This window comes from Virgibacillus sp. LDC1, assembly GCF_025792345.1.
GTDB classification, from domain to species: Bacteria; Bacillota; Bacilli; order Paenibacillales; family Paenibacillaceae; genus Paenibacillus_AQ; species Paenibacillus_AQ lautus.
Genome location: NZ_JAOXLZ010000002.1, coordinates 226,019 through 239,619 on the forward strand (window position 1 = coordinate 226,019; position 13,601 = coordinate 239,619).

Sequence of the window (13,601 nt, forward strand, 5' to 3'; positions counted from 1 at the left end):
AAGGAGTGAAATCCGGATGTTAAATAGAAGCAAACCCATCATTCAGAATTCTTCGACAGAGCCGGCTGGCCAAATGCAAGCAAAGCTGGATCTGAAGATTGAAGAACTGCAAAGGCAAACCATTAACGAATCATTAGCGGAAAGCTTTCCTGCATGGGATTTGAATCCGCCGGCTGTATTAGTTCGTAGACGGAGCTCGAAATTATTATGAATCCTCCGAATTATTATTCCGAATGGACGAAGCTGTTTCATCAACTAAAAGAACTTGGTCAGGAAGATGAGAAGATCATTTCTGTTCTGGAAAAAGGTAAGTTGGAATGGACGTCAGGTGTAGCTGATAAAATTGTAAAGTGCACCTATGAAGTAATTGAATTTAAATTAAAGTATACGACGCGCCTATTCCAGCAGGAACTGGATCATTCACGCGGTGAAGAAGCAGCCATTATTTCCGCCATTATAAATGCACGTTACCGATTTGATTTGCTGTATCGTTTATGCCGCCTTTCTATTTTTCCTGAGGATGTTAAGGAATCCTTGATCCAAGTTGTAAGTAAATATGTCGGAGATTCTCAGGAAGCTTTATTAGAAAGCGCAAAGCATGATCGAACGGGTCAACTTGCCTATACGATTAGACATAATAGTTTGATACAGCAACAGACGCAAGCTCCAGCGGCCGCGGCTCGTGAGCCGGTTGAACCGAAGGAGTCTGCATCTGATCCATTTAAGTCTAGAAGAAGGGTGCTATTTTAAATGAGTGACTTGCAAACATGTTTGAAGACCATGGAGCAATATTTGAAAGCGAGAATTCCCTTTATTTCTATACGTACTGCGGAACGCTCTCGTGCGCTTAGTTTTATAGCTCAATTATCAACAAAGTTAAATTTAAACATTGGCTACCATACGTTATCCCAAGGAATGAGAGATATATCAACCAATCGGCTGCTCAATGAGGACCGTTCGGTTATTGGTGGACTAGATTATGTGACACAAAAAATCGGTCAACTGCAAAATCAAACGTTCGTTTTTACAGAGGTACAAGAGCTTGAAGACGATACTCGGATGGCAAGACAATTGCAAGATGCGGTAATGCTTGCTACGGAAACGGGCGGGGCGATTGTTGTAATTACGAATAATCCTGTCTGGGGGCCATTGCAGCGTCTGGGCATGTCGATAACGCTGTCTCAGCCCAACGAGGATGAAATGCTGATCATTATTCGGGATCAAATTTATCCTTATCGAAGTGAAATGTTCATTGAGTGGCAGGATGCCGAGGAGAGGCAAGCGGCCGCTATACTTGCGGGCATAAGCCAAATCGAGGCTGAAAATGTGATCGCAACATTATTAGCTAACGGTAGTATTATGAATGAGAATTTAAAGGAATTAATGCATGCCAAAGATAAGATTTTTGCTGATATTTCTGGTATTGAGCGAGTTATTGTAAGAGAGGACTATCAAATTGGCGGGTTAGATGGCCTTAAATTATGGCTTGATGCTAATCGCCAGCTCCTGACGGCCGACTTGCGTGAACGCGGCATTCGCCCGCCAAGAGGAATTTTGTTGGTTGGTGTTCCGGGGTGTGGGAAGTCTTTATCCGCTAAGGCGATCGCTTCCTTATGGAACCTACCGCTGTATCGGTTGGATTTATCCACCATACATGGACAGTACTTAGGGCAGAGTGAGAATCGTTTGAAGGAAGCATTATCCACAGCCGATCATGTGGCGCCATGCGTATTATGGATTGATGAAATTGAGAAGGGTCTTGCCGGCGCAGTAGGCGGAGGCGATGGAGGCACATCGACCCGTCTGGTCGGCCAATTTCTGTATTGGTTACAGGAAAGCCTCGCTAGAGTCTTCGTTGTGGCAACCGCCAATGACGTATCCAAGCTGCCCCCTGAACTGCTGCGCAGAGGACGTTTTGATGAGTTGTTTTTCGTAGATTTACCAACCGCGAGTGAACGGGAGGAAATTATAAAGATTTATATTGAAAAGGGATTGAAGAGAACAATATCAAATGAATTATTACAGCATTTAGTGAGACTTTCGGACGGATTTGCCGGTGCGGATTTGGAAGCTGCTGTTCGAGACGTAGTGAAGCAAGCATTTGTAAAAGGGGACGATTCCATTACTGATGATACGTTTATAAACTTCTTTACCAATGTCGTGCCGTTATCTCAAACAAGCCCTGAACAAATTGAAGCGATACGTACTTGGGGTAAAGAAAGGGCAGTCCCAGCTGGTAAAATAAATGAAGAGGCGAATGGGCATGGCATTCACCGATCAAGCGGACGAAAAGTAATGGTATAGTATACGAATACAAACTGATCCGATCAGCGCTCGGGCCCGTTTATTGACAGCAATATGGCCGTATTCGCCTTCATGTATAACAACCCGCTCATTGAGCGGGTTGTTAATTTGTTTAAGATCGAAATCATGAATGTACTCAGCCGTTAGAAACGACATTAACAAAAACACTAAGGTCGATCCAGAAGTTCATTTTGCTGCGCATCGTCTTTCGAAGTTGTTGTGGTATTTGTGCGTAAGCAGGAAAAGTAAAAGATGGATGTGACGCAGACAAAAGCCTTGCCTTGTCGAGGCCGAGCTTTAGTGAAAAGATCCCCAAACCGGTCATTTGGGGATCTTTTATAAAGGGGGGCATATGTAATTGCGGGTGTTTGATCGCTGCGGAATATGATTCGATAAACGACCCATGAAGTTCATGTTTATTCACGTATGGTATCTAAGACCATGGCCGTTAGCTCGTGCACGGTATGTTCGTTTAATGGACGCTGAATCTGGTACATAGCCATACTCCCGGACATGCGCGCTGTGATGTCAAAATGCCACTTCGTTAATCCGCTGCCGGATAGAAGTTGGTTTCGATAGGTATGACGATGCAACAGCGGCAGCTTCTCTAATTTATCAATCTCACGTATATGTAGTTGACAGCAATCCGTCTTGATGATCTCAAAAATGCCAGCCAGCGGCAGGGGATTATTGGAGAATTGGGATGTGACGGGGACGGCGTACTTGGTTTCACGCTCGAACAAAGGCCGAAAATGCCTGGAATCCATACCGAAGACTTCAAGGCTTTCCTGCCAAAGCTTTTGTTGAGGATAAGCTGGCGTTGCGTAAGGAATATTTTGTTGGTCCAGCGTCACGGCGATAATGTCATCCGTTAATAATTGGTATCCTTTCTGCAAAAAGGCAGAAGCCAGCGTCGACTTCCCGTGCCCGGAATGACCGATGAAGGCATAGGCTTTATGGTCAATCACTACCGCGCTGCCGTGCAGGGGGAGTATTCTACGCTGCAATAAAAGGGCACCCATACAAGATCCCAGCACGTACAGGCGGATTTTATCCTCCGCGGCGCCCTTCTCTGGAGAAACAGAGATGGTCGTTCCGTCCTCTATTGCAAAAACGGCGAGTTCAGGTACTCTGAACATGACCATATCTTCAGTGCATACCCATGTTTTATTCGATTTATCAGATCTTCCAAGCCATCTTTCGGTCAGATCGGCATAACGGACGACAATGTCGGCAAAATCATCCGGGAGGACGACGGGCTGTAACTCAGGCATGGGAATGTCACTATGAATGGAAAACCCGAAAGCCTTATATGCGGTTGGCTTAAACGTTTGAAGCATGGTCCTCACTCCAATGATTAATATGCGAATAAAAAAAGATAGCCCTTATACCCGATCAGGCGTATAGGGGCTCTTTTTATCAGAACATGATGGCTTTATATGTTAGCTGGTGTGAACCATTTCGTCCGGATCCGGTTGCACTCCATCCGGAATTGCACTACCAGGACCAGCCATGGTCATTTTGATGTCAAGAACCTCCAAAGCAGGTACGCTCCATTCCTTTTTCATATAGATTCACCTCCTTTCAAAAGTTTTTTTGAAGAAATCGATACAGAATGAGGCTGCGCATTAGGAGTTTAATGGAGGGGCCATAGGCTTGATTTGGATCCATTCCCTGACGGGCCTCCGACAGAGCTTCTTCGAGAACAGGCATGTTAATGAACTGCTGCATTCTAGAATCACGACTCAGATGATCCAGTTCATCGATAAATGCTGGCCAGTCACTTCGCATACGATGGATAGAATCGGCTGCCTGGATGCCTCTTGTTCTCTGGTTAAGCCGGATGGAATCGGGGAGCCAGCCTGAAGTAGAGCGTCTAATTAAAGCCCGATCCATGCCATTATGAACGAATTGCTCCATTGGCGTTGACAGGCAGAATCGAATGACGCGCAGATCATTGGTCGGATCGTGACTCCATACGGAATAACGAAGGGACAGTTTGCAGCCGCTTGACCCGGTGGCGCTCCACATGTTAACCCGGTTGAAATGCTGAATTCTGGCTTCCAGTGGATCATCAGGAAGATCGTCTGTTGAGCCAATTCCGGTAAACGTGCGATCCTGCAGCTTGTCGTAGATCCCTGTGCGTTCAGCAAAGTCGGAATGGATGAGCTGCGGCAACTCAGCTGATGATCCGGATGGCCTTATCCTTGTGAGGAAAGGCAATGCTTTACGGCAAAGGATGGAGTATAGCCGCTTACGTCCAACTCCAACGTTCCTGCTATACTGATTGATCTCGCGGGATAGATGGAGCCAGTTGAACTTTTTCATAAGTCGCGTGTAATACTCCATTGCGGGTCCCCAAGAGATGCTGTAATTCCCCCTTGCTCCATTCAACAGAATTCCGATCCCGCGCTGCTGCGCCTGCGCATAAATTCCTCTTAGCCAGAACGAATTATCAAAGAACTTATAAGGAGATTCCAGGATGTCAATCCAGTCGTCGATTTCCGTAAAGGGACTGTGACCTTTGAAATTCAAGTAATGATCATGGATGTTGCCCACAAACTGTACGGTCTGCCTGATGAGCGGCCTCTCGTCAGCAAATCTGTGCTTTGGCGTCCAATCTATGAATTCATCTTCCGGTATGTAGCTGAAGGTCTGAAGCATCCGGTTCTTCTGCTGAAGTGCTCTTGCTGCAAAGCTTGCAACAGAGCCCGAATCCAAACCACCACTAAGATGAGCGCCGATTTGCAGGCTTGAACGACGAAGCCTTGAGGTTACGGCTTTATGAAATACCTCACGAAAGGCTTCTTCATACTCCTCGGATGAACGGAGCTGCAGAGGCTGCACATTAGCCAGGTTGTCATATCGGCTGATCCATAACCGGTTATGTTTAACGATGAAGGAGTGGGAAGGCGGGATCTGATAAATATGATTGTACACAGTGGTTGAAGCATCCGGGGGTTCGAACACACCGCGGATCGCCAGAAACTCGGCTAGCCAACGCTCGTTAAGCTCTTTATGTATATAAGGTAAAGTGAGCAAGGGAGTCATCATCGTACAGAAGGAGAACTGCTGCTCATCGTGATGATAATATAGCGTTCTTGCGCCTGAGAAATCCCTTGCCCCGAACAGCAGCTGCTTGCGTTCATCCCATATGGCAAAAGCAAAATCTCCGACCAGTCGCTCTGGCATCCGTTCGGACCATTTCTCATAAGCCTGCAGCAGAATTTCACTGTCTGTCATGTGCGGCCTATGGACAGGCGACACATGCAGCTGTTCCATGAGCTCATCCCGATTGTCTAAGATGGCGTCGGCCGTGATGGCAAGCCCGCGCTGCGGATCGTAATAAGGAAGTATTTCGTGGATGGCATGCTCTGTAATCCATTGGGCATGACATCCCATCATAATGTAATCCTTTTGCCAAACGGCGCTTTGATCAGCAGGATACTTGCTTAATGCCGACATTATGAGTTCGCTGTTATCCGTTGGAATCGGCTCTCCATGAAAACGATAAATACCGGCAATTGCGCCCATTCGATCTTCCTTTCGTTGCAGCCTACACCGGCTGTACCCCATTCAAATCAATGATACATATCGTATCGGTAACATTATATATCATGTATACAATTTGTATCAATACTTTTTTTGTTTATTTTCTGGAATCTTAACGGATGCTTTTATGGTTGGTATTTCTACGGAGCTGGAATGTGCACAAGAAGTAAGCCAGTAGAATGCCGGAGGCATCGTTGATCACGTCATAAATCCTCCCGCCCCGAAAGAAAAACAGTTGGAGGATTTCTGTGAATGCAGCATAAAGTACACACCAATAGAAGGCTGACTTGGTCTTGCCGAAGTTCGACGCCAGCATAGCAAGGATGAAAAATCCGAAGAAATGGCCTAATTTACGCGAAATCCAATCTCCGCTGTACCATTGAAAATCCAGTTTCAGAAGATCGGACCAATCAGGGGACGGATTAAATCGGAAATTTACAATGTGATGCTGGATCAGAAGTTGAAAATTAAGAGAGCAAGTGAAGATGAACAAGGCTAGAGCCCAAATTACAGTAATAAAGATGCGCATAACATAACTCCTTTTTTTGAAGAGGCCTCAGGAATGGAGAGGATGAATTTCCATTAAATTAAAATTGATACAAATCGTATCCCAGGTGAATATCATATAGCAGTATTTACGCGTATTCAAGCAGGAGATAATCCTCATCCGATCAGTAATGGCTTGAAATTAGAAAAGTATTACTTGAATAAAAGGGCGAGTCTAACCCGGAGGATTTTCACCAAACATAGTATGTGTTCCAGAGGAAATCTTAAGGTTAAGAACGGAGAGTTGAAATTATTTCTTTTATATAAGTAAGCGTTAACATATCTTACACTTCAATCATCGCGATACAAAACGTGTCTTTTTTATGGAGAAATCAAAGAAAGTTCTCCTTGACATGATACAAACTGTATCGTAAATTATGGGATATAAATTATACGGATTGTATCGAAGAGTTGCGAATTATGAACCATGCATGAATGTATAGCCGGTAATTAATAAAAAACGAGATCAAGGTGTTGTAGGAACTTGAATCCAACGGGGGGTCGAACGCAGATGGAACTCAAACAGTATTTTGGAGTCATACAGAAAAAATGGTGGTTAATCGCAATTATTGTGATCGTTGCAATGGTTGCAACCGGAGTGAAAAGCTACTTCTTTACAACACCGATCTATGCTGCCAATGCCAAGCTGATCGTGAACCAGTCATCTGGAGAAGGGGCAGGAACACTTAATACGAGTACAATCCAAACAAGTATATTCCTTATAAATTCTTACAAAGAGATTATCAAATCCTCCGCTATTATGAACAAGGTTGTTGAGAAATTTCCCGATCTGGGACAGACTGCGGGGCAATTATCCGCCAGGATTTCCGTCACATCGGCAAATAATTCACAAGTTATGAACTTGGTCTATGAGGATACATCCTATGCCAAAGCTGCTGAAGTCGTAAATGCGGTCTCCACCGTGTTTAAGGAACAAATCCCTCATATTATGAAGGTTGATAATATCACTATTCTAAGCGAAGCAGATATGACAGCCACCCCTGGACCTATCAATTTCAACCCAATCATGAATCTGTTAATCAGCTTTGTTGTTTCGTTGATGGTGGCAATTGGACTGATATTTCTTTTAGATTACCTGGACGATACGTTAAAAACAGAAGCTGATATTACCGAAATGCTGGACGTCCCCGTACTTGCGGTTGTAGGAAGAATCCCGAAAAGTGACCTGAAAAAAACCGCCAGAATGAAAGCACTACAAAACTCAAAAGTAGGTGAAGGTCAGCATGCGACGATCAACCAATGACAGCAGTTTAATCGTATCTACAAATCCGAAATCTCCAATATCAGAAGTGTATAGGCTACTTCGTACAAAAATTCCTTTTTCCTCAAAGGATATGGAATTAAAGACGATTATGGTGACTTCATCCCAGACTGGGGAAGGGAAAAGTACAACAATCAGCAATTTGGCTGTCACCTACGCACAGGAGGGGAAAAGAGTCCTTCTTATCGATGCCGATTTGCGCAAGCCTTCTCTGCACCGTATTTTCTCACGATTAAACTATCAAGGCCTAAGCACACTATTAGCAGGGCAAGCGAGTACAAGTGAAGTCATTCAGGAGACATCGATCAACCAGCTTTCATTGCTTCCTTCCGGGCCAGTACCTTCGAATCCGTCGGAGCTTATGGATTCCATTGCGATGCGTGATCTGCTGGATCAAATGAAAGAGCAATATGACGTTATTCTCATGGATACGCCCTCTGTACTATCCGTTTCAGATAGTGTCATAGTTAGCGCCTTGTGCGATGGCATTATTATGGTGGTAGCTGCAGGCAAAGTGAAGAGGGAAAGGCTGAAGAAAGCTCAGGAACAATTAAAACATGTAAACGCCCGAATGCTTGGCATTGTAATTAATCGGGTTGTGTGAGAATTACCAAAAAGTCAATAAAGCTAGCGGAAGTAGTAATAAGGTAATGTCTACTGCACCTTTTTCACTGTAGACACTCGGTCATGCTGTGGGTCTTAAAGACCTTAGACATTATTGTCGATGGTGTGATGTGAGGATGGGTTAAATGCCCTTTTTAGAGAGTTTAGCTATGTTCTCTTCCTGATTGAAGAGTGTATAGCTAGGCTGTTCTACTACATAGACATTCATATTGACAAATGTATAAAGAATAAACAGAGATGGGTAGTGAATGAATGATGAAGAAAGTGAAAAAAGCGATTATCCCTGCAGCAGGTCTAGGTACTCGTTTCTTGCCTGCAACAAAAGCCATGCCAAAAGAAATGCTTCCAATTGTTGATAAACCCACTATTCAATATATTGTGGAGGAAGCAATAGCTTCTGGAATTGAGGACATTATCATTGTGACCGGTAAAGGGAAACGTGCCATCGAAGATCATTTTGACCATGCGTTTGAGTTGGAAAATAATTTGTTTAGCAAAGGGAAATTTGATTTGCTTGATGAAGTGCGCCGTTCATCCAACGTGGATATTCATTATATTCGTCAGAAGGAAGCAAAAGGACTTGGCCATGCTGTATGGTGTGCCCGCAACTTTATAGGAGATGAACCGTTCGCTGTGCTCCTAGGGGATGATATCGTACAGTCGCAGACACCTTGTATTCGGCAGTTGGCAGAACAATTTGAGCAATTACAAAAATCCGTGATCGGAGTCCAAACTGTGCCGTATGACCAAACGCATCGTTATGGCATCGTAGCTCCCCTCGACAAAATGAATCGTTTATATAAGGTGGATTATTTTGTAGAGAAACCTCCTACAGGCCAAGCTCCATCCCAGTTGGCCATTATGGGAAGATACATATTGACTCCAGAAATATTTGAATTTCTTGAAGCTCAGGAGGAAGGTGCTGGTGGGGAAATTCAGTTGACGGATGCAATACAAAAGTTAAACGAGGCCCAGGGTGTATTCGCATATGATTTCGAAGGGATCCGTTACGATGTAGGCGAAAAGCTCGGATTTATAATGACAACAGTTGACTTTGCCCTGCAAAATGAGGACTTGCGTAAACCATTACTGCACAGTTTGGAAACTATTCTCGAACGAGAACATCTGGGTAAAATAAATCGCTAATGAGGTGAACGAAGTGTCTCCCACTCCTCAACGAAATGATATAGAAGTTGTTCTCGAGGGGAACTCGATATATACCGAAGAGAAGAAAAACGGCAAAGTCTTATATCGTATATTAAAGCGGGCTATGGATTTCATTTTTGCCCTCATGGGGCTTGTTCTATTGTCGCCACTCTTTCTAATCATATCCATACTAATTAAGTTAGAGGATCCGAAAGGATCTATTTTTTTTTATCAAACTCGTATCGGTAAGGATGAAAAGTCATTCCGAATGTATAAATTTCGCTCCATGGTTTCAAATGCCGAAGAATTATTGGAGGAATTATTAGACCAGAATGAGATAAGTGGCGCTATGTTCAAGATGAAAGAAGATCCGCGTATTACAAAAATTGGGAAATTTATTCGCAGAACCAGCATAGATGAACTTCCGCAGTTATGGAATGTAATTCGCGGTGAGATGTCACTTGTAGGACCACGACCAGCATTGCCTAGAGAAGTTGATCAATATAGCAGCTATGACAAGCTACGTTTGAGCGTTATTCCTGGGTGTACTGGTTTGTGGCAGGTAAGTGGTAGAAATAAATTGAGTTTTTATGAAATGGTAGAGCTGGATCTAAAGTATATCGAACAAAGAGGAATCATTACAGATATAAAAATTATTTTACACACAGTAAGGGTCTTATTTGGAACTAAAGATGCTTTTTAATGAGAGGTTAGGAGTTGATCATAATATGGATTTAGATTCAAAAATTTATGTTGCTGGACATAAGGGCTTGGTGGGCTCTGCTATTCTAAGAGCTTTACAAAGTAATGGGTACCACAATTTGGTGTGCCGTAGCAGTTCCGAATTGGACCTAAGGGATAGAGGAGAGGTCTATAACCTGTTCCAGCAAGAGAAGATTGATTATGTGTTTTTAGCTGCGGCTAAGGTGGGCGGGATCGCAGCAAATAATGACTATCCTGCTGATTTCATAAGAGATAACTTATTTATTCAAACCAATGTTATTGATGCAGCCTATCAATTTAATGTCAAGAAGCTCTTGTTCCTAGGTTCTACGTGTATATATCCTAAATTTGCTCCACAGCCACTTAAAGAGGAATATTTACTAACTGGTGAGTTGGAACCAACGAATCAGCCCTATGCCATTGCTAAGATAGCGGGCATTAACATGTGTCAGTCTTATAATCGTCAATATGGAACAAAGTATATATCCGTTATGCCTACCAATATGTATGGTCCACATGACAACTTCGACTTGAAGACTTCTCATGTATTACCAGCATTGATACGAAAATTTCATGATGCAAAAGAAAATAACATCCCTGAAGTAGAGGTATGGGGGACAGGAAACCCTAGGCGTGAGTTTCTTCATTCAGATGATTTGGCAGAGGCGTGTTTATTTCTGATGGAGCATTATAACGAAAGTGAAATAATTAATGTAGGCGTTGGCCAAGATATCTCAATTCAAGAGCTGGCAGAACTCATCCGGTCCATTGTCGGTTATGACGGAGAAATTGTGTTCAATAGCACTATACCTGACGGGACTCCGAGAAAATTGGTAGATGTGACGAAGATAAACAATCTTGGATGGAAAGCCCAGATTTCATTGGAGAGCGGATTACGGTCCGTGTATCAAGCGTTTCAGAAGGAATATTTAATCAAACAATAACCGTAGTCCGTGGGAGGGAACATACATGAAAAGAGCGTTAATTACCGGTGTTACAGGGCAAGATGGTTCTTATTTAGCTGAGCTTCTATTAGAAAAAGGATACGAAGTATACGGATTGCGAAGACGCACAAGTACCCCCAATTATGAGAATGTTAATCATATCAAAGATGAAATCAGATGGATCTCTGGAGATTTGACTGATATGGCATCTCTAATTGAAGCGGTAAAAATTTCAGATCCGGATGAAGTGTATAATCTGGCTGCTCAATCATTTGTAGCAGCATCTTGGCCACAACCTATAGCTACTGGACAATATACGGCAATCGCAGTTACGAACATGTTAGAGGCTGTTCGAATCATGAAGCCGGAGGCTAGATTTTATCAAGCATCTAGTTCTGAAATGTTCGGAAAAGTAGTAGAAACTCCGCAGAAAGAGACGACCCCCTTCTATCCGCGAAGCCCATATGGTGTGGCTAAAGTCTATGGCCACTGGATTACTGTAAACTACCGTGAGAGCTTTAATATGTTCGCTTGTTCGGGTATTCTGTTCAATCATGAATCTCCAAGACGTGGACTAGAATTTGTTACAAGAAAAGTTACTGACGGTGTAGCCAGGATAAAGCTCGGACTTCAAAATGAGCTCCGTATGGGAAACTTGGATTCTCTTCGTGACTGGGGATTCGCGGGAGATTATGTGAGAGCAATGTGGTTAATGTTACAGCAGGCTGAGCCAGATGACTACGTAATTTCTACTGGTGAAATGCATACGGTTAAAGAACTTCTTGAGGTAGCATTTTCTTATGTCGGATTGGATTATAGAGATTATGTTGTAATAGATCCCGAATTTGTACGCCCAGCTGAAGTAGACCTTTTGCTTGGTGATTGTTCAAAGGCGAAAGAAAAATTAGGTTGGGAACTTGAGATTGGATTTGAAGAGTTGATTCAAATGATGGTAGATGTGGACATGAGAAGAGTTCGCACACAGATAACGAATAAGGAGACACTATTATCTATCTAGACTTTTATCAAAATTTATCGGGTTAGTTGCAAGGTGTATAAAATTTAGAGTGGAGCACTCATTTTATGAAACTAATAGATAGAATAGCATCCATAAAAAAAAATAGGGACTTTAATAATGTGCTATTTAGTATCTCATCCTATTTTATAACGCCCGTCGTAATCATCATAACAACACCAATGCTTTTAAAAAACCTAGGAAGTGCTAATTACGGAATATGGGTGCTAATTAACTCGCTTATAAATATACTTGGCATATCTAACTTCGGTTTAGGTAATGCATTCATTAAGATTGGATCGGAATACGAATCGTCAGAAAATGATTCAATGTTTAATCAATTGTTTTCTGTAGCATTCACACTCTCAATAATTTTGTCGCTTGTCATCAATGCACTAACACTGTTATTCGATACTTTCGTATTCCCAGTGTTTTTTGGAACTTCTGGTGTGAATTCAATCCTTCCAGTCATTCATTTAATAGGCGGCGTTGTAGGGCTAAGAATTATTAACAGCGTAATCTCTGGATCTTATATGGCCAAGCAAAGGTATGATATCAACAGCAAGGTGAATATTGTCTACAACGTATTAACATCTATCCTTTTTACAGGACTTGCACTTATTTATAAAGATATTAAATTACTGGTTATATTTTTATTCATTTCAACCGTGTTGCTTTTGTTTATCAATGCCTATATAGCAAAAAAGGTTAACTCAAACCTACTCTTCAGACTTCGATTAAACCGATCCATATTCATGGAAATTTTCAAGTATGGGATTTACTCTTGGCTTCAAATGATAATCAGCGCCTTAAATAATCAAGCTGATAAACTTATCATCGGCTCATTATTAGGTCCTAGCGTATTAGGGTATTATGCGGTTTGTATGCAACTTGTTATAAAGATACATGAAATGCCAGCTGCTGCATCTGCATTTTTATTTGCAAAATTCAGTTCATTATATGAGAGTAAGCAAACCGCACAGATAAGGAAAGTTTACTCAATAGCATTTATGTGCAAATCAATATTCATTATTATTGCATCCCTCGTTGCTTATTTGTTTGCACATTCCATATTAACGTTATGGATTAGTTTGGAATTTGCCAGTCTTCATACTGATCTTTTCCGCTTGCTAGTTCTTTCAGTAGCTATCGGAGCTTTTGCCATAATTCCAAATTATTATTTGAATGGAACAGGGTTCATCAAAATTAACACAGCACTTTCGTTATCAACATCGGTATCCATTTTCACCATAATGTCTATACTCATTCCTTATTTTGGGGACTCTGCTGCAGGCTTATCAAGATTTGTTGCAATACCGCTTGTTGTATTCTCAATTATTTTTGTTAACAGGAAAATATCGAATGGGAGTGTGGATACAGAAGAAGGCGGTGCTATCAAACAATCCTCATTGCTTGGATAATGAAGTGCTTAGAAGATGTAAACCAATGATACACTGCAATAACT

The 13,601-nt window shown here is 42.3% G+C and carries 15 protein-coding genes; 10 read left to right on the forward strand and 5 right to left on the reverse strand.

Features of this window, described 5'->3' with window-relative positions:
* Positions 1–16: 16 nt before the first annotated feature.
* From OHJ21_RS21730 to OHJ21_RS21740, 3 genes are read left to right on the forward strand one after another with little or no spacing between them, the layout of a single operon-like run.
* Positions 17–211: a hypothetical protein gene (locus tag OHJ21_RS21730; protein WP_100539712.1), complete on the forward strand. Its 195-nt coding sequence runs from the start codon at positions 17–19 to the stop codon at positions 209–211.
* Entirely contained in the window at positions 208–750 is a 543-nt protein-coding gene (locus tag OHJ21_RS21735) for a hypothetical protein (protein WP_100539713.1), read from the forward strand. The genes OHJ21_RS21730 and OHJ21_RS21735 overlap by 4 nt, the downstream gene beginning before the upstream one ends.
* On the forward strand, positions 751–2,304 hold the full coding sequence (locus OHJ21_RS21740) for an AAA family ATPase (RefSeq protein WP_100539714.1): 1,554 nt from the start codon (positions 751–753) through the stop codon (positions 2,302–2,304).
* Positions 2,305–2,440: 136 nt separating this feature from the next.
* On the opposite strand, the gene OHJ21_RS21745 is transcribed toward OHJ21_RS21740, so the two are convergent.
* The 5 genes from OHJ21_RS21745 to OHJ21_RS21765 form a co-directional block, all read right to left on the reverse strand.
* On the reverse strand, positions 2,441–2,728 hold the full coding sequence (locus OHJ21_RS21745; RefSeq protein WP_133120350.1) for a hypothetical protein: 288 nt from the start codon (positions 2,726–2,728) through the stop codon (positions 2,441–2,443).
* Positions 2,721–3,644, reverse strand: coding sequence for an aldolase (locus OHJ21_RS21750; protein ID WP_100539715.1), 924 nt, complete (start codon positions 3,642–3,644; stop codon positions 2,721–2,723). Before OHJ21_RS21750 ends, OHJ21_RS21745 begins: the two co-directional genes overlap by 8 nt.
* Positions 3,645–3,746: 102 nt before the next feature.
* Positions 3,747–3,872 (reverse strand): paeninodin family lasso peptide, encoded by a 126-nt coding sequence (locus tag OHJ21_RS21755; RefSeq protein WP_106426994.1) that lies wholly within the window; start codon positions 3,870–3,872, stop codon positions 3,747–3,749.
* Between the two features lie 16 nt (positions 3,873–3,888).
* A complete protein-coding gene (locus OHJ21_RS21760; RefSeq protein WP_100539716.1) occupies positions 3,889–5,838 on the reverse strand; it encodes an asparagine synthase-related protein in 1,950 nt (649 codons plus the stop codon).
* Between the two features lie 130 nt (positions 5,839–5,968).
* Complete coding sequence (locus tag OHJ21_RS21765; RefSeq protein ID WP_100539717.1) at positions 5,969–6,385, reverse strand: VanZ family protein; 417 nt, start codon at positions 6,383–6,385, stop codon at positions 5,969–5,971.
* Positions 6,386–6,913: 528 nt separating this feature from the next.
* On the opposite strand from OHJ21_RS21765, the gene OHJ21_RS21770 reads away from it, so the two are divergent.
* The 7 genes from OHJ21_RS21770 (at position 6,914) to OHJ21_RS21800 (ending at position 13,557) form a co-directional block, all read left to right on the forward strand.
* A complete protein-coding gene (locus OHJ21_RS21770) occupies positions 6,914–7,666 on the forward strand; it encodes a YveK family protein (protein WP_100539718.1) in 753 nt (250 codons plus the stop codon).
* On the forward strand, positions 7,647–8,288 hold the full coding sequence (locus OHJ21_RS21775) for a CpsD/CapB family tyrosine-protein kinase (RefSeq protein ID WP_100539719.1): 642 nt from the start codon (positions 7,647–7,649) through the stop codon (positions 8,286–8,288). Before OHJ21_RS21770 ends, OHJ21_RS21775 begins: the two co-directional genes overlap by 20 nt.
* Positions 8,289–8,563: 275 nt before the next feature.
* A complete protein-coding gene (gene galU / locus OHJ21_RS21780) occupies positions 8,564–9,454 on the forward strand; it encodes a UTP--glucose-1-phosphate uridylyltransferase GalU (protein ID WP_100540237.1) in 891 nt (296 codons plus the stop codon).
* A 124-nt stretch (positions 9,455–9,578) separates the two neighbouring features.
* Complete coding sequence (locus tag OHJ21_RS21785; protein WP_100540238.1) at positions 9,579–10,157, forward strand: sugar transferase; 579 nt, start codon at positions 9,579–9,581, stop codon at positions 10,155–10,157.
* Positions 10,158–10,182: 25 nt separating this feature from the next.
* Positions 10,183–11,121, forward strand: coding sequence for a GDP-L-fucose synthase family protein (locus OHJ21_RS21790; protein ID WP_100539720.1), 939 nt, complete (start codon positions 10,183–10,185; stop codon positions 11,119–11,121).
* A gap of 25 nt (positions 11,122–11,146) precedes the next feature.
* Positions 11,147–12,139: a GDP-mannose 4,6-dehydratase gene (gene gmd / locus OHJ21_RS21795; RefSeq protein ID WP_100539721.1), complete on the forward strand. Its 993-nt coding sequence runs from the start codon at positions 11,147–11,149 to the stop codon at positions 12,137–12,139.
* Between the two features lie 65 nt (positions 12,140–12,204).
* Positions 12,205–13,557, forward strand: a complete 1,353-nt coding sequence (locus tag OHJ21_RS21800; RefSeq protein WP_100539722.1) for a lipopolysaccharide biosynthesis protein — start codon at positions 12,205–12,207, stop codon at positions 13,555–13,557.
* Positions 13,558–13,601 lie beyond the last annotated feature (44 nt).